Origin of the sequence: Pseudomonas sp. G(2018) (assembly GCF_005502415.1) — a bacterium.
In the GTDB taxonomy this organism is placed as follows: Bacteria; Pseudomonadota; Gammaproteobacteria; order Pseudomonadales; family Pseudomonadaceae; genus Aquipseudomonas.
Genome location: NZ_SCOO01000008.1, coordinates 154,465 through 175,710 on the forward strand (window position 1 = coordinate 154,465; position 21,246 = coordinate 175,710).

The 21,246-nt window shown below is 59.6% G+C and carries 21 protein-coding genes; 7 read left to right on the top strand and 14 right to left on the bottom strand.

Annotated elements, in window-relative coordinates; genetic code table 11:
* Positions 1-43 precede the first annotated feature (43 nt).
* Positions 44-931: a LysR family transcriptional regulator gene (locus FFS64_RS11100; protein WP_137805417.1), complete on the bottom strand. Its 888-nt coding sequence runs from the start codon at positions 929-931 to the stop codon at positions 44-46.
* A 295-nt stretch (positions 932-1,226) separates the two neighbouring features.
* On the opposite strand from FFS64_RS11100, the gene FFS64_RS11105 reads away from it, so the two are divergent.
* Together FFS64_RS11105 and FFS64_RS11110 are read left to right on the top strand one after the other, a co-directional pair.
* Positions 1,227-1,439, top strand: a complete 213-nt coding sequence (locus FFS64_RS11105) for a type II toxin-antitoxin system HicA family toxin (protein ID WP_137805485.1) — start codon at positions 1,227-1,229, stop codon at positions 1,437-1,439.
* Positions 1,439-1,843, top strand: coding sequence for a type II toxin-antitoxin system HicB family antitoxin (locus FFS64_RS11110; protein WP_137805418.1), 405 nt, complete (start codon positions 1,439-1,441; stop codon positions 1,841-1,843). Before FFS64_RS11105 ends, FFS64_RS11110 begins: the two co-directional genes overlap by 1 nt.
* Positions 1,844-1,924: 81 nt before the next feature.
* Here the strand turns inward: FFS64_RS11110 and FFS64_RS11115 are convergent, their stop codons facing one another.
* Entirely contained in the window at positions 1,925-3,130 is a 1,206-nt protein-coding gene (locus FFS64_RS11115; protein ID WP_137805419.1) for an MFS transporter, read from the bottom strand.
* Positions 3,131-3,441: 311 nt separating this feature from the next.
* On the opposite strand from FFS64_RS11115, the gene FFS64_RS11120 reads away from it, so the two are divergent.
* Positions 3,442-3,885 carry a hypothetical protein gene (locus FFS64_RS11120; protein WP_137805420.1) on the top strand — a complete coding sequence of 148 codons (444 nt, stop codon included), beginning with the start codon at positions 3,442-3,444 and terminating at the stop codon, positions 3,883-3,885.
* Between the two features lie 74 nt (positions 3,886-3,959).
* Here the strand turns inward: FFS64_RS11120 and FFS64_RS11125 are convergent, their stop codons facing one another.
* The 8 genes from FFS64_RS11125 to gcl all read right to left on the bottom strand — a co-directional run bounded on the left by FFS64_RS11125 (position 3,960) and on the right by gcl (position 13,567).
* Complete coding sequence (locus tag FFS64_RS11125) at positions 3,960-4,955, bottom strand: sulfate ABC transporter substrate-binding protein (protein ID WP_137805421.1); 996 nt, start codon at positions 4,953-4,955, stop codon at positions 3,960-3,962.
* 104 nt (positions 4,956-5,059) lie between these two features.
* Positions 5,060-5,884 carry an ion transporter gene (locus FFS64_RS11130; RefSeq protein ID WP_095195672.1) on the bottom strand — a complete coding sequence of 275 codons (825 nt, stop codon included), beginning with the start codon at positions 5,882-5,884 and terminating at the stop codon, positions 5,060-5,062.
* Between the two features lie 21 nt (positions 5,885-5,905).
* Entirely contained in the window at positions 5,906-6,820 is a 915-nt protein-coding gene (locus FFS64_RS11135) for an urea transporter (RefSeq protein ID WP_137805422.1), read from the bottom strand.
* 146 nt (positions 6,821-6,966) lie between these two features.
* A complete protein-coding gene (pyk, locus tag FFS64_RS11140) occupies positions 6,967-8,382 on the bottom strand; it encodes a pyruvate kinase (protein WP_137805423.1) in 1,416 nt (471 codons plus the stop codon).
* Positions 8,372-9,652: a glycerate kinase gene (locus tag FFS64_RS11145; protein ID WP_137805424.1), complete on the bottom strand. Its 1,281-nt coding sequence runs from the start codon at positions 9,650-9,652 to the stop codon at positions 8,372-8,374. Before FFS64_RS11145 ends, pyk begins: the two co-directional genes overlap by 11 nt.
* A 155-nt stretch (positions 9,653-9,807) precedes the next feature.
* Positions 9,808-10,701: a 2-hydroxy-3-oxopropionate reductase gene (locus FFS64_RS11150; RefSeq protein ID WP_095195668.1), complete on the bottom strand. Its 894-nt coding sequence runs from the start codon at positions 10,699-10,701 to the stop codon at positions 9,808-9,810.
* Between the two features lie 168 nt (positions 10,702-10,869).
* Positions 10,870-11,652 carry a hydroxypyruvate isomerase gene (gene hyi / locus FFS64_RS11155; RefSeq protein ID WP_137805425.1) on the bottom strand — a complete coding sequence of 261 codons (783 nt, stop codon included), beginning with the start codon at positions 11,650-11,652 and terminating at the stop codon, positions 10,870-10,872.
* A 139-nt stretch (positions 11,653-11,791) separates the two neighbouring features.
* The gene (gcl, locus tag FFS64_RS11165; protein ID WP_137805426.1) at positions 11,792-13,567 is read right to left on the bottom strand and encodes a glyoxylate carboligase; all 1,776 of its coding nucleotides are present in this window, start codon (positions 13,565-13,567) and stop codon (positions 11,792-11,794) included.
* Between the two features lie 268 nt (positions 13,568-13,835).
* Between gcl and FFS64_RS11170 the strand changes: the two genes are divergently transcribed.
* Positions 13,836-14,276, top strand: a complete 441-nt coding sequence (locus FFS64_RS11170; RefSeq protein ID WP_137805427.1) for a heme-binding protein — start codon at positions 13,836-13,838, stop codon at positions 14,274-14,276.
* Between the two features lie 197 nt (positions 14,277-14,473).
* Positions 14,474-14,932 (top strand): transposase, encoded by a 459-nt coding sequence (locus FFS64_RS11175; RefSeq protein WP_137805428.1) that lies wholly within the window; start codon positions 14,474-14,476, stop codon positions 14,930-14,932.
* Positions 14,933-15,043: 111 nt separating this feature from the next.
* Here FFS64_RS11175 and FFS64_RS11180 read toward each other — a convergent pair whose 3' ends face one another.
* Positions 15,044-15,649 carry a TetR/AcrR family transcriptional regulator gene (locus tag FFS64_RS11180; protein WP_137805429.1) on the bottom strand — a complete coding sequence of 202 codons (606 nt, stop codon included), beginning with the start codon at positions 15,647-15,649 and terminating at the stop codon, positions 15,044-15,046.
* A gap of 134 nt (positions 15,650-15,783) precedes the next feature.
* Between FFS64_RS11180 and FFS64_RS11185 the strand changes: the two genes are divergently transcribed.
* Positions 15,784-16,698 carry a DUF808 domain-containing protein gene (locus FFS64_RS11185; RefSeq protein ID WP_137805430.1) on the top strand — a complete coding sequence of 305 codons (915 nt, stop codon included), beginning with the start codon at positions 15,784-15,786 and terminating at the stop codon, positions 16,696-16,698.
* A gap of 66 nt (positions 16,699-16,764) precedes the next feature.
* Here FFS64_RS11185 and FFS64_RS11190 read toward each other — a convergent pair whose 3' ends face one another.
* Together FFS64_RS11190 and FFS64_RS11195 are read right to left on the bottom strand one after the other, a co-directional pair.
* On the bottom strand, positions 16,765-17,553 hold the full coding sequence (locus tag FFS64_RS11190; RefSeq protein WP_095195661.1) for a VacJ family lipoprotein: 789 nt from the start codon (positions 17,551-17,553) through the stop codon (positions 16,765-16,767).
* The gene (locus FFS64_RS11195; RefSeq protein ID WP_095195660.1) at positions 17,546-18,844 is read right to left on the bottom strand and encodes a serine/threonine protein kinase; all 1,299 of its coding nucleotides are present in this window, start codon (positions 18,842-18,844) and stop codon (positions 17,546-17,548) included. Before FFS64_RS11195 ends, FFS64_RS11190 begins: the two co-directional genes overlap by 8 nt.
* Positions 18,845-19,068: 224 nt before the next feature.
* Here FFS64_RS11195 and FFS64_RS11200 point away from each other — a divergent pair, with 224 nt between their 5' ends.
* Positions 19,069-19,437, top strand: a complete 369-nt coding sequence (locus FFS64_RS11200; protein ID WP_137805431.1) for a hypothetical protein — start codon at positions 19,069-19,071, stop codon at positions 19,435-19,437.
* 123 nt (positions 19,438-19,560) lie between these two features.
* On the opposite strand, the gene FFS64_RS11205 is transcribed toward FFS64_RS11200, so the two are convergent.
* Positions 19,561-21,156, bottom strand: a complete 1,596-nt coding sequence (locus tag FFS64_RS11205; protein ID WP_137805432.1) for a beta (1-6) glucans synthase — start codon at positions 21,154-21,156, stop codon at positions 19,561-19,563.
* Positions 21,157-21,246: the final 90 nt, after the last annotated feature.

A 21,246-nucleotide genomic window follows, 5' to 3' on the forward strand; every position in this document is an offset into this window, starting at 1 on the left:
CTTCTTCGCGAGCAAGCATCGCTCCTACAGTTGTGGGCCGCGTTCAGGCTTTCTTGATGAGCAACCCCTGCACATATTCCACAAACGCCCGAGCCTTGGCGCTGACCATCCTGCCCGTAGGAAAAACCGCCCAGAGGTCCTGATTCGGCAACGTCCAGTCGGTCATCACCTCCCTGACCGAACCGTCGGCCAGCTCCGGTGCAAACATCCATTCCGAGGCCATGGTCAGCCCCTGATGGGCCAGTACCGCAGCCCGCAGACCCTCGGCGGCGTTGACTCGGATACGGCCGCTAATGACGACGGATTGTTCTACGTCAGCCCTCTTGAGCGACCAGTTGGCACCGCCACTCAGGGTGTAGACGACCGCCTGGTGCTTGCTCAGGTCAGCGGGGCAGGTGGGCTCACCGTATTTTTCGAAATAGGTCGGCGTACCCAGCACCACGCGCCGGCATTCGGCGATCTTGCGGGCGGTGAGGCTCGAGTCGCTCAAGGCGCCCATGCGCAGGGCAACATCAACGCCTTCTTCCACCAGGTTGACGTTGCGATCATCGAGCATCAGGTCGATGTTCAGTTCCGGGTTCTGTTCGAGAAACGGCCCCAGGTGCGGGACGATGTGCAGCCGGCCGAAGGTCACGGCGGTGCAGATACGCAGGTTGCCGGTCAGCCCACTGGCCGCACCGCGAGCGGCGTTGTCCGCCTCGTCGGCTTCTTCGATGGCGCGCTTGGCCCGTTCGAAAAAGGCCAGGCCTGCTTCGGTGGGTGTCAGGCCACGGGTTGAGCGCAACAACAACCGCACCGCCAGACGCGATTCAATCTGTGCGATGGTTTTCGATACCGCGGGCTGACCGATATTCAGGCGCCGTGCGGCGGCGGAAAACGAGCCGGTTTCTACCACGTAGACGAAAGTTTCCATTGCGGCGAGGCGATCCATCCAAGGTCCTTATGCAGTTGTGAACGTTATCGGACCGCTTTTGTGGGAGCGAGCCGGGTCCGGGCGGCGTTCCGACGAATGCGGTCTATATCTCGATGATGATGTTGAATGTAGTGACCCTATCGCGAGCAGGCTCGCTCCCACAATGGATTGATGCTGTCAGGTGAACCTCGAACCACGACAACTCTTCAATCACACCCCGTAAAACAACCGAACGTCGAGTTGCAGGTTTTTGTGCTTGAGTAAAGATAACTCTGGAGTTACTTTTAATCATGCCGGAGCAAGGAGGCGGATGGTGCAGAGCAGGCTACTGATCAAGGAGTTGATGGAGGCAGGTTGGACATTGGATCGGATCACCGGAAGTCATCACATCTTCACCCACCGTTACAACCCATACACGATTCCCGTTCCCCATCCGAAAAAGGATTTGCCGGTCGGGACGGTCAAGAGCATCAGGAGGCGAGCCGGGCTTTTTTGCCCGCTGGCCAGTTACGCAGGAGATCCATAATGCAATATCCAATCTGTATCGAGTGGGGCGATGAGAACACCGCCATCGGTATCCAGATCCCCGATATTCCAGGCGCGGTAACCGCCGGGGATAGCTTTGAAGATGCCTACAACGCAGCGGTCGAGATTGCCCACATCCTGCTTCAGGAGATCGCGGCGGACGGGGGGACGATTCCGATGCCGACTTCCGCAGCCGAGCACCGTGGCAATCCGGAGTTTGCCGATATGGGGTGGGGGATGCTGGAGCTGGATATCTCGCCGTATCTGGGCAAGACCGAAAAGGTCAACGTGACTCTGCCGGGCTATGTGATCCAGCGAATTGACCGCTATGTGCGTGAACACAACGTCAAAAGCCGTTCGTCGTTTCTGGCGGATGCGGCGATGGAGAAGCTGGTTCGGTATTGAGTTGTGTCAGTCGAATCGCCCTCGTTGGATCGCCGCCCGGAGCCAGCTCCGGGCGGCGATCCGACGAAAGCTTTTAGCGTTTTATGCCGTCGCCAAAGAACGCTTCTCTGAAACACTCAAGAACCGCACCAACGCCACCAATGGAAACGCACTGCCCACCACGACGATCCACAACCAGCCGCCATGCTCATACACGGCACTGGCCACCGAAGAACCGAATGCCCCACCGATGAAGATGCTGGTCATGTACAGCGCATTCAGGCGGCTGCGGCTTTTGGCGTCGAGGGCGTAGACCGCGCGTTGGCCGAGGACCATGTTCATCTGCACACAGAAGTCGAGTACCACCCCGGTCACGGCCAGGCCGATAACGCTGTAGACCGGATGGATGAACGCCGGCAGGAAGCTCAGGCTGGCGAACAGCAGCGCCAGCAAGGACGCGATGCGGGTGTGGCCGGCGTCTGCGAGTCGACCGGCGATGGGCGCAGCGATGGCACCAATGGCACCGACCAGGGCGAAAATCGCGATCTGCGATTGCGACAAGCCATGATTGCGCGCCAGCTCCAGCGGCACCGCGGTCCAGAACAGGCTGAACGTGGCGAACATGCAGCCTTGGTAAAACGCGCGCTGGCGCAGAACCGGTTGCTGGCGCAACAGTGTCCAGAGCGAGCCGAGCAACTGGCCATACGACGCACTGTGATCAGGTTGGCGCTTGGGAATGGTCACGGCCAGCACGATACTGATCGCCGCCATCAGCAGCGCCGCGATCACAAACATCGCCCGCCAGCCGAGGTGGTCAGCGACCACGCTGGACACCGGTCTCGCCAACAGAATCCCCAGCAGCAAACCGCCCATGATCCCGCCGACCACGCGACCGCGAGACTCTTCCGGCGCGAGGTGTGCGGCCAGCGGAATAAGGATCTGTACCGACACCGAACTGAAGCCCACCAGCAGCGAAATCAACAAAAACACATTCGGCTGATCAGTGAATGCAGCGCCCAACAGACTGGCAATCGCCACCACCGTGGTGATGATCATCAAGCGGCGGTTCTCCAGCAAATCCCCCAACGGCACCAGAAAGAACAGGCCAAGCGCATAACCGATCTGGGTCAGCGAAACGATGAAGCTGGCCAGGGTGCTGGTCAGGCCGACGTCCGGCGCGATCAGGCCGATGATGGGCTGCGCGTAGTAGATGTTGGCCACGATCGCGCCGCAACAGAAGGCGAACAGCAGCACCATGCCTCGGGTCATTGTGGCGGTGCCGTGGGGCACCTGAGTCGCTGGATTCATAACGTATCTCGCTGAACAGAAGGGAATGCGCGCAGGCTAATGGCCTGATCAAAACGGCGGAAGAGAGATTGGAGTGATAGCAGTCATTCCATTGCGGAATGAGTGACGAGCGAGCGTGCCGTTCGCCGATGACCGTCGAATCAAAATATCAGGGGCTGATGATACATTCACTTACATCTTGTTCGATAGCGTGCTTATTTTCTCGCACATCACAAGCGACCGACCATCCGAAGAAATGCCAGCTTTTGCGCGATAGCTAAAATCTACAGGGGGATCACTTCAACGCGTCCTTACAAAGCGGGAGTATCACGATGAAAATCGTATCTTCGCTGGCGTTGGTGGTAGCGGTTGGGACGATCTCCGGATGTTCGACAGTGCCTGATCGCCAGGTCACCAACGTTCCCCTGAATGCTACTTCCATCAATGCCGGGAATATCGCCCGGCCAATCATGATGCCCGACGGGCAAACAACCGTGTTCTGGTTTGCTGTCAGTGGAGAATCCATGGGCAGCGCATTACCAGGTCGTTTGCAGGCCTACATCTACCCGGGAAGCTGTGGAAGTCTGGGTGCCAAACCCGCCTACGACATGAATGACGGCCCGAATGCGCGGTTCTATTCGCAAGCGTCCATGCAATACTTCTGGAAAAGCGCACCCGTGCCGGTCGAGACTCTTCGAGCGGGGGGCTATGCGTTGGTGGTGCGTGAAAGCCCGGCCGATGGTCACCAGGCGATTTTCTGCGGGAATCTGAGCTGAAACACCCACAGTAGTTCGGTGCTTAACCGACAAAAAAGGCGACCTCTTCAGGTCGCCTTTTTCATGTTCAGTGTTTACTGGGTATAGATCTGATCGAAAATCCCGCCATCGTTGAAGTGGGTTTTCTGCACGGTGCGCCAGTCACCGAAGGTCTTCTCCACCGACAGGAAGTCCACTTTCGGGAAGCGGTCGGTGTACTTGGCCAGCACTGCCGGATCACGCGGGCGCAGGTAGTTGGCGGCAGCGATTTCCTGGCCTTCCGGCGACCACAGGTACTTCAGGTATTCCTCGGCGGCGGCGCGGGTGCCTTTCTTGTCGACCGATTTGTCGACTACCGACACCGGTGGCTCGGCTTCGGCGGAGACGCTTGGGTAAATCACTTCGAACTGGTCGCGACCGAACTCGCGGGCAATCATTTCCGCTTCGTTTTCGAAGGTCACCAGCACGTCGCCGATCTGGTTGGTCATGAAGGTGGTGGTAGCGGCACGGCCACCGGTATCGAGCACCGGTGCTTGCTTGAACAGCTTGCCGACGAAGTCTTTAGCCTTGTTCTCGTCGCCGCCATTCTTCAGCACGTAGCCCCAGGCCGACAGATAGGTATAGCGACCGTTACCCGAGGTTTTCGGGTTCGGCACGATGACTTGTACGCCGTCCTTGAGCAGGTCTGGCCAATCTTTCAAGGCTTTCGGGTTGCCCTTGCGCACGATGAACACGGTGGCCGAGGTGAATGGCGCACTGTTGTTCGGCAGGCGCGTGACCCAGTTGTCCGGGACCAGTTTGCCGTTGTCCGCCAGGGCATTGATGTCAGTGGCCATGTTCATGGTGATGACATCAGCCGGCAAGCCGTCGATGACCGAACGCGCTTGTTTGCTGGAACCGCCAAAGGACATCTGCAAGGTGATGTTTTCGTTGTGCTGGACTTGCCAGTGTTTCTGGAACGCAGTGTTGTAGTCCTTGTAGAAATCGCGCATCACGTCGTAGGACACGTTGAGCAGGGTCGGTGCGGCCTGAGCCACGCTGGTCAGGGCCAGGCCAGCGGCCAGAAGTGAGGCGCCAAAGAGTTTTTTCACTGCGCATTCCTTGTTCGAGTACATTTTTATTTAAAGATTGAAGCAATTTGCCAGCGACTATAGCCGGGCTCGCATAGGCCTTTAAAGATTAAAAAGCTCTTTGCTTATTCCAGTTTTTTAAACAATGCATTGCCGCAACGAGAACAAAACGCGGCGCCATGTTCATGGTTGTTTTTCCGACACACCGGGCAGTCGTGTTGCAGCTGTTCGCCGCGCATGGCGTTGGCCAGTTCGGCGGTGAAAATCCCGGTGGGCACGGCGATGATCGAATAACCGGTGATCATCACCAGCGACGAAATCACCTGGCCCAGCGGGGTCTTCGGCACGATGTCGCCAAAGCCCACGGTGGTCAGGGTCACGATCGCCCAATAGATGCCTTTGGGAATGCTGGTGAAACCATGTTCCGGGCCTTCGATCACATACATCAGCGTGCCGAACACCGTCACCAGGGTGCAGACGCTGACCAGAAACACCACAATCTTCTGCTTGCTGCCGCGCAACGCCGACATCAGGTAGTTGGCTTGCTTGAGGTACGGGCTGAGCTTGAGCACGCGGAAAATCCGCAGCATCCGGATGATCCGGATAATCAGCAGGTACTGCGCATCGGCGTAATACAGCGCAAGGATGCCGGGCACGATGGCCAGCAAATCCACCAGGCCATAAAAACTGAAGGCATAACGCAGCGGCTTGGGCGAGCAATACAGGCGCAGGATGTACTCGCCGAGGAAGATAACCGTGAAGCCCCACTCGATGTAGGCCAGAACATCGGCGTAGTTCTGGTGGATGGTGTCGATGCTGTCGAGCATCACGATCACCAGGCTGGCGAGGATGATCAACAGCAAAATACCGTCGAAGCGCCGGCCGGCCTTGGTGTCGCTCTGGAAAATCATGACGTAAAGCTGTTCACGCCAGTCTTTGCTGCTGTCCATGGATAACGCCTGACTCAATGATCAGCGCAGCCTAGGTTGATTGTCCCCGTGAGCGCAAGACGCGCTGTCGACAGTGGTTTTGCCCAGCATCTGAATACCGGCGCGGATCAGCCAGCAGGCGAGAATAAAGGGTGCGGTGAGCGTGGCCAGTCCAGCGGCGGCAAAGATTGGCGTCAGCAACAGCGCCAATACGATGCCCAGCAGTGGCAGCCAGGGTTGCTGGCGTTGCGCGCTGAAGGCGAGGGCGGCCAGCACGGCGTTGTAGCCGCCCAGGCCGAGCAGGGCGGTGCCGGTCTCATGGTGCAGCAGACTGGAGCCGAGGCCGAGGAACGAGGCCATCAGCGCCCAACAGAACGCTCGACGATCGGCGATCAGCAAACCGGCGGCAATCATCGCCCCGGCCAGCGGATGGTCGAGGAACATCACTTGGCCAATACCTTTTAGCAAAGCGGCAAACAGGTTCGGTGTGTTCAGTTCGATCAGGGGTGTCGGTACCGAGGGTGTGGCGAAACACAGTAGCAACCAGCTCAGGCCCACGAACGGCGCGGTGTAGGCGGGTACGTACTGGTTGACGCGGGTACGCTTGAGCCACTGTTGAGTGATCATCGCACTCAAGCCGCCGGCAGCCAGAATCAGTGGCGGCATCATCGCCGACCACGGGAAATACAGGCTCAGTAACAGGCCAATCAATACGCCGTTGTAGCTGAACAATCCCGCCTGGCGATCGGCCTTTGCATAGTTGCGTCGTTGCGCCGTGAGCAATCCGGCGACGCCCCCTAGCAACGCACCGCCAAGCAGCGCGGGCGCAGTGAACAGGATGGCGCAAAGGCACAGCAAGCCGCAGAGCGGATGGCGCTGAAGGAATATTTGACTGAAGCCGTTGAGCAAAGCCTCGGCCCAGTCGGGGCAGTGGGTGTTGAAGTGGTTGGCAGGCATGGCAGTTCTGAAAGGTCAATGAAACCGAGTCACCTGCATCGCCAGCAGGCTGGCTCCCACACTGAATCTCTGTTCAGTCTTGATTCCGTGATCGACACAAAACCAATGTGGGAGCCAGCCTGCTGGCGATGAGGCCGGTGGGCGCTCTAGATCAACGTCTCGATACGCAGAGAGTTAGTCGACCCCGGCTGCCCAAACGGCACTCCCGCCGTGATCAATAACGTGTCGCCGCGCTGCGCCATGCCTTGGGCCTGGGCGATTTCCAGCGCCGTGGAACACACTTCATCCACCTGGCGCAGACGATCATTGACCACCGAATGCACCCCCCACGCCACGGTCAAGCGGCGCGCGGTCTGCAGGTTCGGCGTCAGGTTGAGGATCGGTACGGTTGGCCGTTCCCGCGCCGCCCGCAAACTCGACGTGCCCGATTCGCTGTAATTCACCAGCACCGCCACCGGAAGCACGTTGCTGATACGGCGGATCGCGCAGCTGATCGCATCGGAAACCGTGGCTTCGGCTTTCGGTCGGCTGACGTCGAGCTGGGCTTGATAGTCCGGACCGTTTTCCACCTGGCGGATGATCTTGCTCATCATCTGCACGGCTTCCAGCGGGTACTCGCCGGACGCGGTTTCCGCCGATAGCATCACCGCGTCGGCGCCTTCGGCCACGGCGTTGGCGACATCGGTGACTTCGGCGCGGGTCGGTGCAGGGGAGAAACGCATCGATTCGAGCATCTGCGTCGCCACCACTACCGGTTTGCCGAGCTGGCGGCAGGTACTGATGATGTTCTTCTGGATCTGCGGCACGCTTTCGGCCGGCACTTCCACGCCCAGATCGCCGCGAGCGACCATGATTGCGTCGCTCAGCTCGGCGATTGCCCGCAGCTGGGTCACCGCCGAGGGCTTCTCGATCTTGGCCATCAAAAACGCTTTGTCGCCGATCAGCGCGCGGGCTTCGCGAATGTCATCCGGACGCTGCACGAACGACAGTGCCACCCAGTCCACACCCAGTTCCAGGCCGAAGCTCAAGTCACGGCGATCCTTGGCGGTCAGCGGGCTCAGGTCGAGTACTGCTTGCGGCACGTTTACGCCTTTGCGATCCGACAGTTCGCCGCCGTTGAGTACCGTAGTGTCGATGGCGTCGGCGTACTTGGTGACCACCCGCAGGCGCAGCTTGCCGTCATCGAGCAGCAAGTCCATGCCCGGCTCCAGCGCGGCGATGATTTCCGGGTGTGGCAGGTTGACCCGGCGTTCATCGCCCGGCGTGGTATCGAGGTCCAGGCGCAGGGCCTGACCGCGCACCAGTTGCACCTTGCCCTCGGCGAACTTGCCGACCCGCAGTTTCGGGCCTTGCAGGTCCATCAAAATGCCCAGCGGATAATTCAACTGGCGCTCGACTTCGCGAATCCACTGATAGCGCTGGGCGTGATCGGCGTGATCACCGTGGCTGAAATTCAGGCGAAAGATGTTGACCCCGGCCTGCACCAGTTCACGGATGTCGTCGATCCCGCCGATGGCAGGCCCCAGGGTGGCGAGGATTTTGACCTTCTTATCAGGCGTCATGTTTAGGGCTCTCGAGAATCAGGATGGCACGGAAGTCATTGACGTTGGTGCGGGTCGGTTCGGTGACGATCAGTGCATCCAGCGCCTCGAAGTAGCCGTAGCCGTTGTTGTTGTCCAACTCGTCGCTGGCGCTCAAACCCAGTGCGGCGGCGCGGGCGTAGCTGTCCGGTGTCATGATTGCGCCGGCATTATCTTCGGAGCCGTCGATGCCGTCGGTGTCGCCGGCCAGGGCGTAGACGCCCGGCAAGCCCTTGAGGCTGTCGGTCAGGCTCAGCAGGAACTCGGCGTTGCGTCCGCCCCGGCCATTACCGCGCACGGTGACGGTGGTTTCGCCGCCGGAGAGAATCACGCAGGGTGCCGCCAACGGTTGACCGTGCTGCACCACCTGACGGGCGATGCCGGCGTGGACTTTCGCCACTTCGCGGGATTCGCCTTCCAGGTCGCCGAGGATCAGCGGGCTGAACCCGGCCTGGCGGCATTTCACCGCCGCCGCTTCCAGCGATTGCTGCGGACGGGCGATCAACTGGAAGTGACTGCGGGCCAGGCTCGGGTCGCCGGGTTTGACGGTTTCCGATTCCGGACTTTGCAACCAGGTACGCACCGAGGCTGGTACTTCAATGTCGTAGCGCTTGAGGATCGCCAGGGCTTCGGCCGAGGTACTTGGGTCGGCCACGGTGGGGCCGGAAGCGATGACCGTGGCGAGGTCGCCCGGTACATCGGAAATCGCATAGGTGTACACGGTTGCCGGCCAGCAGGCCTTGCCCAGACGCCCGCCCTTGATCGCCGAGAGGTGCTTGCGCACGCAGTTCATCTCGCCGATGGAGGCGCCGGATTTGAGCAGGGCTTTGTTGATCGACTGCTTGTCGGCCAGGGTGATGCCTGCGGCTGGAAGAGCGAGCAGCGCCGAACCGCCACCGGACAGCAGGAAGATCACGCGGTCTTTTTCGCTCAGGTCGCTGACCAGTTCGAATACCCGTTTGGCGACGGCTTGTCCCGCGGCGTCCGGGACCGGATGCGCAGCTTCGACCACTTCGATTTTTTCGCACGGCGCGCCGTGACCGTAGCGCGTCACCACCAGACCGGACACTTCTCCCTGCCAGCAACGCTCGACCACCTGGGCCATGGCGGCCGCGGCTTTACCGGCACCGATGACGATCACCCGACCGCTGCGATCGGCAGGCAGGTGGGCTTCGAGGATTTGTTGAGGATGGGCCGCGTCGATGGCTGTGGCGAACAGCTCGCGCAGGAATTGTTGCGGATCGACCGACATGGCGGGCTCCCGGAATTCTTGTTATTTGAAGGGAAGACAACTCAATCCTGTGGGAGCTGGCTTGCCAGCGATTCAGGCACTGCGGTCGTTCAGGCAGACCGCGTCGATGCCATCGCGGGCAAGCCCGCTCCCACAGAGAGCGAGCCAGGCAGGGCTTACTTCTTGTCGCGAATCGAGAAGTTCGCCATGTGTTCCAGGCCTTTGATCAGCGCCGAGTGATCCCAGTTGCTGCCACCGATGGCCGCGCAGGTGCTGAACACTTGCTGGGCGTTGGCGGTGTTCGGCAGGTTGATGTTCAGTTCCTTGGCGCCTTGCAGGGCCAGGTTCAGGTCCTTCTGGTGCAGGCTGATGCGGAAGCCCGGATCGAAGGTGCCTTTGATCATGCGCTCGCCGTGTACTTCGAGGATCTTCGACGAAGCGAAACCGCCCATCAGCGCTTCACGCACCTTGGCGGGATCGGCGCCGTTTTTCGAGGCGAACAACAGGGCTTCAGCCACCGCCTGGATGTTCAGCGCAACGATGATCTGGTTGGCCACTTTCGCGGTCTGACCGTCGCCATTGCCACCGACCAGGGTGATGTTCTTGCCCATGGCCTGGAACAGCGGCAGGGCGCGTTCGAAGGCATCGGCGTCGCCACCGACCATGATGCTCAGGGTCGCGGCCTTGGCGCCGACTTCACCGCCGGACACTGGCGCGTCGAGGTACTGCGCGCCTTTTTCGTTGATTTTGGCAGCGAAGGCTTTGGTGGCAGTTGGCGAGATCGAGCTCATGTCGATCACGATTTTGCCTTTGCCGATACCAGCGGCAACGCCGTCGGCGCGGAACAGCACGTCATCGACCTGCGGGGTATCCGGGACCATGACGATGATGAATTCGGCTTCTTGCGCGACTTCTTTCGGGTTCGCCAGGGCAACGGCGCCAGCGGCAACCAGGTCGGCGGGCGCGGCGTCGTGGTGCGCCGAAAGGAACAGGCTGTGACCGGCTTTCTGCAGGTTCGCCGCCATTGGGTGGCCCATGATGCCGGTGCCGATAAATCCGATTTTAGCCATGAGAAAATCCTCGTTTTATTACGATGCTGCAATGCAGTCTTAAAGACGCAGCAGATTCATTGTGGGAGCTGGCTTGCCAGCGATGGCGGTGTGTCAGGCAACATGTTTGTATTGTGTGCTGCCGCCATCGCGGGCAAGCCCGCTCCCACAGGGGATTGTGTTGTTCGTTCAGATCGCGTTATGGGTTTTCAACCAGCCCAGACCCGCTTCAGTAGTGGTCAGCGGTTTGTATTCACAGCCGACCCAACCCTGATACCCGATGCGGTCCAGGTGTTCGAACAGGAAGCGGTAATTGATTTCACCGGTGCCCGGTTCATTGCGTCCCGGGTTGTCGGCCAACTGGATGTGGTTGATCTCGCCCAGGTGCGATTGCAGGGTGCGGGCCAGGTCGCCCTCCATGATTTGCATGTGATAGATGTCGTATTGCAGGAACAGATTGGCGCTGCCGACCTGTTCGCGAATCGACAGGGCTTGCGCCGTGTTGTTCAGGTAGAAGCCCGGGATGTCACGGGTGTTGATCGCTTCCATCACCAGTTTGATGCCCGCCGCTTGCAGCTTGTCGGCTGCGTACTTGAGGTTGGCGACGAAGGTTTTTTCCACGGTGGCCTCGTCGACGCCTTGTGGGCGGATGCCGGCCAGGCAGTTGACCTGGGTATTGCCCAGCACCTGCGCGTAAGCGATGGCCAGGTCGACCCCGGCGCGGAACTCTTCAACGCGGTCGGGCAGGCAGGCGATACCGCGCTCGCCCTTGCCCCAGTCACCGGCAGGCAGGTTGAACAGCACTTGGGTCAGACCGTTGGCGTCGAGCTTGGCCTTGATTTCGGCAGAGCTGAAGTCGTACGGGAACAGGTATTCGACACCCGTGAAGCCGGCCTTGGCGGCCGCTTCGAAACGGGCGAGGAAATCCTGTTCGGTGAACAGCATGGACAGGTTGGCTGCGAAACGCGGCATGGTGGTCTCCCAAATATGATTGAGCTTCCCTGTGGGAGCGGGCTTGCTCGCGAAAACGGTGTGTCAGTCAACATTTGTGTTGAATGCGAAGCCGCCTTCGCGAGCAAGCCCGCTCCCACACAGGGGAAGCGATCAGCTGTTAATCGAGCAACGAAATCGCGGTCGGTGCGTCGTTGCCTACCAACGCCAGGTCTTCGAATTCGTTGACGGCGTTGATCTCGGTGCCCATGGAAATGTTGGTCACGCGCTCCAGGATAATCTCGACGATCACCGGAACCTTGAACTCCTCGATCATCTCTTCGGCCTTGCGCAGGGCAGGCGCGATGTCAGCCGGCTCGAACACACGCAGTGCCTTGCAGCCCAGGCCTTCGGCAACCGCGACGTGATCGACGCCATAACCGTTGAGTTCCGGTGCGTTCAGGTTATCGAAGGACAGCTGCACGCAGTAGTCCATCTCGAAGCCGCGCTGTGCCTGACGGATCAGACCCAGGTACGAGTTGTTCACTACAACATGAATGTACGGCAGCTTGAACTGCGCGCCCACCGCCAATTCTTCGATCATGAACTGGAAGTCATAGTCGCCAGACAGCGCCACGACTTTACGCGTCGGATCAGCCTTGACCACGCCCAGCGCCGCCGGAATGGTCCAGCCCAACGGACCTGCCTGACCGCAGTTGATCCAGTGACGCGGCTTGTAGACGTGCAGGAACTGCGCGCCGGCAATCTGCGACAGACCGATGGTGCTGACGTAGCAAGTGTCTTTGCCGAACACCTGGTTCATCTCTTCGTAAACCCGCTGCGGCTTGACCGGCACGTTGTCGAAGTGAGTCTTGCGCTGCAGGCTGGATTTGCGTTGCTGGCAGTCTTGCAGCCAGGCGCTGCGGTTTTTCAGTTTGCCGGCGGCTTGCCATTCGCGAGCGACTTCGATGAACACGGTCAGCGCAGCAGCGGCGTCGGACACAATGCCCAGGTCCGGGGTGAACACGCGGCCAATCTGGGTGCCTTCGATGTCGACGTGAATGAATTTGCGGCCTTCGGTGTACACATCGACCGAACCGGTGTGACGGTTGGCCCAGCGGTTACCGATGCCCAGCACCACGTCAGACTTGAGCAGGGTGGCGTTGCCGTAGCGGTGCGAAGTCTGCAGGCCGACCATGCCGACCATCAGCGGGTGATCGTCGGGGATGGTGCCCCAGCCCATCAGGGTCGGGATGACCGGAATCCCGGTCAGCTCGGCGAATTCCACCAACAGGTCGCTGGCATCGGCATTGATGATGCCGCCACCGGCCACCAGCAACGGACGTTCGGCCTGATCCAGCAGCGCCAGGGCTTTTTCTACCTGAATGCGGGTCGCGCTCGGTTTGGCCAGTGGCAGCGGCTGGTAGGCGTCGATGTCGAATTCGATTTCCGCCATCTGCACGTCGAACGGCAGGTCGATCAGCACTGGGCCTGGGCGGCCGGAGCGCATTTCATAGAACGCCTTCTGGAACGCGTAAGGCACCTGGCCCGGTTCCAGGACGGTGGTTGCCCACTTGGTCACCGGCTTGACGATGCTGGTGATGTCGACAGCCTGGAAGTCTTCCTTGTGCATACGGGCGCGGGGTGCCTGGCCGGTAATGCAAAGGATCGGAATCGAGTCGGCCGAGGCGCTGTACAGCCCGGTGACCATGTCGGTACCGGCAGGACCGGAGGTGCCGATGCACACGCCGATGTTGCCGGCCTTGGCGCGGGTGTAGCCCTCGGCCATGTGCGACGCGCCTTCAACGTGGCGAGCGAGGACGTGATCGATGCCGCCGACCTTTTGCAGGGCGGAGTACAGCGGGTTGATGGCGGCACCCGGGATGCCAAAAGCGGTATCAACCCCTTCACGGCGCATCACCAGAACGGCGGCTTCGATTGCTCTCATTTTGCTCATGGTTTTGTGCCTCTTTACGTTTTGTAATTGTATACAAGTGGCTTTGCGCAGAGTGTATTCACGGCGGACGGCGCAGGTCAATCCATTTTCTCAAGCGGTCGTTTCATTCGTCGGAAGCCCAATCTACTGTGGCTTTTCGTCGCATGTGGCGCTTTTCGATAATTATTGTATACAAAAAAATAATTCATTGTGTTCTATTTGTTGCATCGGGCTGCGGCACAACGAGGCAGTCCACCGGCTTTCCGAAAAACAAAATGAGGACGGCACCATGAGCGCTTTAACCTTGAAAGTCGCAGTCAACCTGGTCAACGAGGCCATCAACGCGGGGCGTGCCATTTCCGCCGCCCCCCTGACCATCGCCGTGCTGGATGCCGGCGGGCACCTGATCACCCTGCAACGCGAAGACGGCGCCAGCCTGCTGCGTCCACAAGTGGCCATCGGCAAAGCCTGGGGCGCCATCGCCCTGGGCAAAGGCTCACGCCTGCTGGCGCTGGACGCCCAACAACGCCCGGCGTTCATCGCCGCTTTGAACAGCCTGGGACAAGGCAGCGTCGTCCCGGCACCGGGCGGTGTGCTGATTCGCGATCAGGGTGGAAACGTGCTGGGAGCGGTAGGGATCAGCGGGGATCTGTCGGATGTTGATGAGCAGTGTGCGATCAATGCGATCGAGGCGTTGGGGTTGAGGGCGGATGCGGGGGTGGTGGCTTGATTAATGGTTGATTGAGTTACCGCTATCGCCAGCAGGCTGGCTCCCACAGGGATTATCTGAGTGTCAGAGATCAACTGTGGGAGCCAGCCTGCTGGCGATGACGAACGACCAGACACATCCATCTAAATGTCTGCCCCGCCCTTGGGTAATATCAGGTCTAGCCTTCTTCATGAGTTAATCATGCAAGGGGCAAAGGAATGCCTGATCTACCCGCTTCAAATCGCTTGCGCATCGGACGCTATGCCGAATCCAATCGGATTTACCTGCTGACTATCAATACACGCGACCGAGAGCCGATATTCCAAGACTTCACCTTGGGTAGAGTGGTGGTTAATCAATTTCGCTGCGCTCAGGATCAAGGCTTTGCTAATTCACTGGCCTGGGTTGTCATGCCCGATCACTTTCATTGGTTGATTGAGTTGCGGCAGGGGTCGTTGGGTGGACTGGTGCAAAGGACTAAATCGTTGACTACCAAGGCAGTGAGGCTGTCTACCGGTCGTGGTGTCAGCATTTGGCAGCGAGGTTTTCATGATCGAGCGCTGCGTCGTGAAGAGGACTTGGTAAAGGTCGCCCGGTATGTTGTGGCTAACCCATTGCGGGCGGGGCTGGTCGAGCGACTTGGCGACTATCCGTTGTGGGATGCTATATGGGTTTGATCCAAAACGGAGTCGTCCCCATCGCCAGCAGGCTGGCTCCCACAGGGGATCTCTGATGCTCGGATCCATTTGTGGGAGTCAGCCTGCCAGCGATGGGTGCGCCGCGGTCTATCAGTCCGGTTCACACCCCTTGAGCACCAACCGGATGATCGTCTGCGCCGCCGCTTCATAGTCCTCTTCATCCAGCCTGGCCTTGCCGGTGATGGCGGTGATTTGCCAGTCGAAGTCGGCGTAGGTCTGGGTCGCGGCCCAGATGCTGAACATCAGGTGGTTGGGGTCGATGGGGGCAATCTGGCCGCGGTCGATCCAGGTCTGGATGCAGTCGATATTGTGTTTGGCCTGGCCGTTGAGCTGTTCGACCAGGTCGGCGCTCAGGTGAGGGGCGCCGTGCATGATTTCGCTGGCGAACACTTTGGAGGCAAACGGCAGGTCGCGGGAGATACGGATTTTCGAGCGGATGTAGCCACTCAGCACTTCGCTGGGCACGCCGTCGGGGTTGAACGGAGTCGAGGCCTGGAGGATCGGCTCGATGATGCTTTCCAGCACCTCGCGGTAGAGGTTTTCCTTGGATTTGAAGTAGTAGTAGACGTTAGGCTTGGGCAATCCCGCCTTGGCTGCGATGTCGCTGGTTTTGGTCGCAGCGAAGCCCTTGTCGGCAAATTCCTCACTGGCGGCACGCAGGATCAGTTGTTTGTTGCGCTCGCGGATAGTGCTCATAAACCAGGTGGTTCCTTGCCTGTTCTGGCGGTTGCGCATGGTAGCACCGGCCTTTGGCGGCGCTCAAGAATGCTCCGTGCGGCGCCGGGCCGCGCTATGCTGCACGGCATTCATTGCAGAAGGAAACCCGATTCATGGCAGGAAGCAGTTTGCTGTTGCTGATCGACGACATCGCCGCCGTGCTGGACGATGTGGCGTTGATGACCAAAATGGCCGCCAAGAAGACGGCCGGCGTACTCGGCGACGATCTGGCACTCAATGCCCAGCAGGTCAGCGGCGTACGTGCCGAGCGGGAAATCCCCGTGGTATGGGCCGTCGCCAAGGGCTCGTTCATCAACAAGCTGATCCTGGTGCCGTCGGCATTGGCCATCAGTGCGTTCATTCCGTGGCTGGTCATACCGTTGTTGATGGTCGGTGGCGCTTACCTGTGCTACGAGGGTTTCGAGAAGCTCGCCCACAAGTTTTTGCACAGCAAGGCTGAAGATCAGGCTGAACATGCCGAACTGGTCGAGGCGGTGGCAGACCCTTCAGTCGATCTGGTGGCGTTCGAAAAGGACAAGATCAAGGGCGCGATCCGTACCGACTTTATTCTTTCGGCGGAAATCATCGCCATCACCCTGGGCGTCGTGGCCGACTCGGCGCTGACCCAACAAGTCGTTGTGCTCTCGGGCATCGCCATCGTCATGACTGTCGGCGTCTACGGGTTGGTGGCGGGTATCGTCAAACTCGATGACCTGGGTCTGTGGCTGACTCAAAAGCCGGGGCAGGTGGCTAAAAGCATTGGTGCAGGGATTTTGCGAGCGGCACCGTACATGATGAAAAGCCTGTCGGTGATCGGCACTGCGGCGATGTTCCTGGTCGGTGGCGGCATCCTGACCCATGGTGTGCCGGTGGTGCATCACTGGATCGAGAACGTCAGCGCGGGGGCGGGTGGTGCCGGGTTTATCGTGCCGACGTTGCTTAATGGGCTGGCAGGGATTGTGGCAGGGGCGGTGGTGTTGGTGGGGGTGATGGCTGTCAGCAAAATCTGGAAAGCGTTGAAGGGCTGAACCTGGCAGTACGATCCAATGTGGGAGCGAGCAGGCTCGCTCCCACAGTGTTTTGTGTTCGCAGGATTACTCGGCAATCTGCAACTTGCGCGACTCGGTGTACACGTAACGCACCTTCTCATACTCGAACGGCGAGTTCAGCTGGCCATAGCGGAAGCTGGTCTGATAGCGCTTGTCGACGCCACGCAGAATCCACACCTCGGGATGGTTGGAACTGACTTCGGCAACGTTGAGGAAGTTAATGGCCGATTCGGCGCTGAAATCGACCACCAGCCCGCCCGTGTCACGCAGGTTTGACGGACCGAGGATCGGCAGCACGAAATAGGCGCCGCCTGGAACACCGTAGAAGCCCAGGGTCTGGCCAAAGTCTTCGTTCTGGCGTGGCAAGCCCATGGCGGTGGCCGGGTCCCACAGGCCGGCGATGCCGATGGTGGTGTTGAGCAGCAGGCGCCCGGTAATTTCCATCGAGCGCTGGCCCTTGAACTGCAGCAGACTGTTGAGCAGGTTCGGCACGTCGCCGATGTTGTTGAAGAAGTTGCTGACACCGGTGCGCAAGAAGCTTGGCGTGATGTAGCGATAGCCATCGACCACTGGCAGGAACACCCATTGATCGAAGCGATAGTTGAAGTGGTAGACGCGGCGGTTCCACTCTTCCAGCGGGTCGTAGACGTTCAGTGCGCTGAGCGTCGAGCGCTCGAACTCGCGCTGATCCAGCCCCGGGTTGAATTTGAGTTTGCTCAACGGTTCCTTGAAGCCGTCACTGTCGACGACCACGGGGGCGTTGGCTTTACTGTTGTCGGCATTGGCAGCGGTTGCGCAGAGTAACGCGGCGATAAGCAGGAGGTATTTAGCCACGGAAAAACTCCAGCATGGCGTCGCTGTTGACGCGGTAGTTAAGGTTGCCGCAGTGGCCGCCCAGCGGGTAAACGGTCAGGCGATCACCAAAGGTCTTGCGCAGGAAACCGAGGTCTCCGGGACCGAGGATTACGTCGTCGGCGTTGTGCATGACGGCAATTTTCGGGCTGTCGTGCAGGTAGTCCTTCAGCGCATACAGGCTCACCTGGTCGATCAGTTGCAGCAGGCTGCCGCCGTCGGTACGGGCGCGCCACATCGGGATGACCTGCTCGGTGATGTAGCAGTCGAAGTCACATTGCAGCGCACGCTTGAGGTACGGCGTCATGCTGGTGCCTTCGGTGATCGGCGTTTTCGGTGGGGTGATGAGGCCGCGACGGTTGATCAGATCCGACGTGAAGGCGATGTCGGCCGCCGAGAAGCGGAACGAGGTGCCGATCAACATGGCCATCTGTTCGTTGGTCAGGTGTTGCTTGGACTGTTGGAAGTCGTAGAGCAATGCATCGTTGAGATCGATGTAGCCTTTCTGCTGGAAGTAACGGGTCAGTTTGTTCAGCACCAGCTCGTAGAAGGTGGTCGTATTGGTGATGCCCTTGACTTCCGTTTGTACAAGCTTGTCCAGGTTGGTGATTGAGGTGTACAGGTTGACCGGAGGATTGAGCAGCAACACTTTCTTGAAATTGAAACTGCGGCGGGTTTCGTCCAGATGGGCCACGAATGCCGCATCCAGCGCGCCGAGGCTATAGCCTGTCAGGTAGTACTCAGTGACCGGCAGCTTCGGGTTCTGCGCGCGCACCGCCTGCATCACCCGGTACATGTCTTCGGCGTCATCCTTGGTGATACCGGGGGTGGCAAAGCGTGAGGCGGCGCTCATGAAGTCGAAGCTGGTGGGCGATGACAATTGCACCACGTGATAGCCGGCCTTGTAGTAAAGCTTTTTCAGGTACTCATTCAGGCTGCTGTCATAGCGCGCGCCGGTGCCGGCGATCAGAAAGATCAGCGGTGCGGCTTTGTCTTGCGTGGCGATGCGATAGGTGAGTTTCTTGACCGGCCAGAAGTTGTCTGGAAGCTCGAATTGACGCTCCGGGCGCAAGGTGAGGCTGCGGTCCGACTGATCGATGTCATCGTCCAGTGGCAGGTCCGGGCGCAAATCCGGAGGCGTCGTGGCGATGGTCGCCTCGAACGGGTTGGTCAGCGGATAGCCATAACTGGCGGCATCGATATCCACCGCCAGCGCGGACGCACTCAAGATAAGGCCGCCAAACAGGGCGGCGAAGCGCAAGGAACGGAGCATGACTGGATTCCTTAAAGGAAGGTGCCGAATGAAGTTCGCAGGCTATGACCACTGGATTTGCGCCAAAGTGCCACGCATCGGCACCAAACAGGCCTAATTCGGAGTAATAGTAGCTGGACGATACACTTTGCAGCGATTGCATGACCAGTTAACAGTTGTTAGTGCTTGCGTAAGGCGGCCGGGCGATTAAGCTGGCCACCGTTTTCGCTTTATTGGAGTGCTTCATGTACCGCCGTCTGCCCGTGATTTCGCTGCTTGTTTTGCTGCCGTTGTGGCTGGCCGCCAGTTATGGCGCGCGTTATGGCTTCATGGAAGACGCGCAATGGGTGGGTATCTGCGTGGACGAGGCGAACCGTTGGGAATGTCAGGTTCGTTCGAACCTGGGGCTGATGATTCACTTTGCGATTTTGGGCTGGACTGCGTTGATCGCTGCGGTGATCGGCTTTGTGATACCAGGGCGGGCAGGGTGGTGGCTGGCGGTACTGGCGTTAGTGTTCGGGCTCCCGGCGCTGGCGTTGTACAACACGACGTTGGCGGTGTTTGCGGTGGTGATTGCGGGGTTGCGGTTGGTCAGGGCCCCACGTAGCGCCTGATAATCAGCTTTCGCGAGCAGGCTGGCTCCCACAGTTGATCTCCATCGAACACATTATTTGTGAATGAAAATCCAATGTGGGAGCGAGCCTGCTCGCGAAGAGGTTGGCAAACACGCTGAAAGCTTAAGCCTTGCGAGCCCGTAAACTCCGCCACAAAGCAGCCACCATCAACACACTCACCAGCGCCCAACCCCAGGCCTGCTGGTTCTCCAGCCCTTCGCGGTACAACTGCGGCGCAATGCCGGCGCCGATGATGAAGGTCAGCATCGCAATCTCCCGGCGCGGTGCGCTGACCGGGCGGCACAGATAGACCAGCGCCGGCACGATGAACGCCGCGCTAGGGAAGCTGCGATAACGTGGATCGAGCACCAGTTCCAGCATCGTCACTGCCGCGGCAAACCCTGTCACCGCCAACAACCAGCCAGATCGACGCTCGAGCACATTGAACGCCCGCCCGCGCCAACCGGTGCGAGGGCTCAATGTCAGCGCAGCATGGGCCAGTACCAACAGGTTCAGCGCCGTCAGCAGCGCGACCCACAGCCATTCACTGGCAAAACGCGTGGTGACGCGGGCCAGGTCACCCCAGGCGCCAATCGAGCAAGCCGCCAGGGCGCCCAGCAGCGGCAGCACCAGCGCCGCGCGAGTGCTGCGCACGCGGCCGCCGAGGATCAACGTGCCGAGGAAGATCAAGCCGCCCACCATCAGCCACTGGGACCAGTACGGTTCGTTCGACACTGGCCCGGCCAGCATACCTTTGTCCTGACGGTCGGCATCGAACAGCCCCCAGTAACCACCGACCGCACCTTCGCTGGCACGTTTCCACGGTTGGTCGAAGGCTTCGATCAGGTTGTAGTGCCAGCCTTGCTGCTCGGCCATTGCGACAAAACCACGAATGAACCTGGCTTCGTTGACCCGGCTCGGCAGGGCGGTTTTACGCTGGCGGCCTTCGCTTGGCCAGCCGGTTTCGCCGATCATCACGTCCTTGGGGGCGAACATTTTGCCGAACATATGACGAATACCGGCAACTTGCGACAAGGCAACGTCAATGTTCGAAGGATGATCTTCCCAGTACGGCAGCAGGTGGATAGTGATGAAGTCTACCGCTGGGGCGACTTCAGGGTGCTTCTGCCAGAACTCCCAAACGTCGGCATAAGTGACAGGCTGTTTGACTTGGCTTTTAACCTTTTCAATTAGCCTGACCAACTGTGATCCGGTGATCTCCTTGCGCAAAAGAGTTTCGTTGCCGACGATCACCGAGGTCACTACGTCCGCGTTAGCGTTTGCAGAAGCAATCAGCAGGTCGATTTCTTTGGCGGTGTCGACTGGATTACTGTTGACCCAGGCCCCGATCATCATTTTCAACCCATGCTTGCGCGCCAGATCGGGCAGGGCGTCGAGGCCGGTCATGGAGTAGGTGCGGATGCATTCGAAACTTTTGGCCAGCAACGCGAGGTCGGCGTCCATGCGCTCGGGGCGCAAGTTGAACGGCACATCGAACGGCGACTGGTCTTTGTCGAACGGGGTGTAGGAGGCGCATTGCAGCTTGTGCGTCGGGGTGGCAGCGTCCGGCAGGAACACCGGTTTGCCCAGGCCGTACCAAAAGCCGCCAAGGGCAAAAAGCCCCAGCAGACAGGCGAAAAGATAAGCAAAAAAAGGAAAGCGGGATGTCGCGGGCATGGTCAGGCCGTCTGGGAGCAAAGCGGCGCATGTTACCTGCATTTTCCGCGTGCTTGGTGGCCTGCATGATTTTGACATGCAAAGTTCGGGCGGATTGCCCGAGGCGTTTGTCTGGCGCGGGTTTAATGGCGT

Coding starts and splice junctions, on each gene's coding strand:
- FFS64_RS11145 (WP_137805424.1), bottom strand. CDS start 9,652: ATGTCGGTCGATCCGCAACAATTCCTGCGCGAGCTGTTCGCCACAGCC.
- pyk (WP_137805423.1), bottom strand. CDS start 8,382: ATGACGCCTGATAAGAAGGTCAAAATCCTCGCCACCCTGGGGCCTGCC.
- FFS64_RS11200 (WP_137805431.1), top strand. CDS start 19,069: ATGTACCGCCGTCTGCCCGTGATTTCGCTGCTTGTTTTGCTGCCGTTG.
- hyi (WP_137805425.1), bottom strand. CDS start 11,652: ATGCCGCGTTTCGCAGCCAACCTGTCCATGCTGTTCACCGAACAGGAT.
- FFS64_RS11195 (WP_095195660.1), bottom strand. CDS start 18,844: ATGCTCCGTTCCTTGCGCTTCGCCGCCCTGTTTGGCGGCCTTATCTTG.
- FFS64_RS11180 (WP_137805429.1), bottom strand. CDS start 15,649: ATGAGCACTATCCGCGAGCGCAACAAACAACTGATCCTGCGTGCCGCC.
- FFS64_RS11205 (WP_137805432.1), bottom strand. CDS start 21,156: ATGCAGGTAACATGCGCCGCTTTGCTCCCAGACGGCCTGACCATGCCC.
- FFS64_RS11100 (WP_137805417.1), bottom strand. CDS start 931: ATGGATCGCCTCGCCGCAATGGAAACTTTCGTCTACGTGGTAGAAACC.
- FFS64_RS11120 (WP_137805420.1), top strand. CDS start 3,442: ATGAAAATCGTATCTTCGCTGGCGTTGGTGGTAGCGGTTGGGACGATC.
- FFS64_RS11115 (WP_137805419.1), bottom strand. CDS start 3,130: ATGAATCCAGCGACTCAGGTGCCCCACGGCACCGCCACAATGACCCGA.
- FFS64_RS11135 (WP_137805422.1), bottom strand. CDS start 6,820: ATGCCTGCCAACCACTTCAACACCCACTGCCCCGACTGGGCCGAGGCT.
- FFS64_RS11170 (WP_137805427.1), top strand. CDS start 13,836: ATGAGCGCTTTAACCTTGAAAGTCGCAGTCAACCTGGTCAACGAGGCC.
- gcl (WP_137805426.1), bottom strand. CDS start 13,567: ATGAGCAAAATGAGAGCAATCGAAGCCGCCGTTCTGGTGATGCGCCGT.
- FFS64_RS11130 (WP_095195672.1), bottom strand. CDS start 5,884: ATGGACAGCAGCAAAGACTGGCGTGAACAGCTTTACGTCATGATTTTC.
- FFS64_RS11175 (WP_137805428.1), top strand. CDS start 14,474: ATGCCTGATCTACCCGCTTCAAATCGCTTGCGCATCGGACGCTATGCC.
- FFS64_RS11185 (WP_137805430.1), top strand. CDS start 15,784: ATGGCAGGAAGCAGTTTGCTGTTGCTGATCGACGACATCGCCGCCGTG.
- FFS64_RS11110 (WP_137805418.1), top strand. CDS start 1,439: ATGCAATATCCAATCTGTATCGAGTGGGGCGATGAGAACACCGCCATC.
- FFS64_RS11150 (WP_095195668.1), bottom strand. CDS start 10,701: ATGGCTAAAATCGGATTTATCGGCACCGGCATCATGGGCCACCCAATG.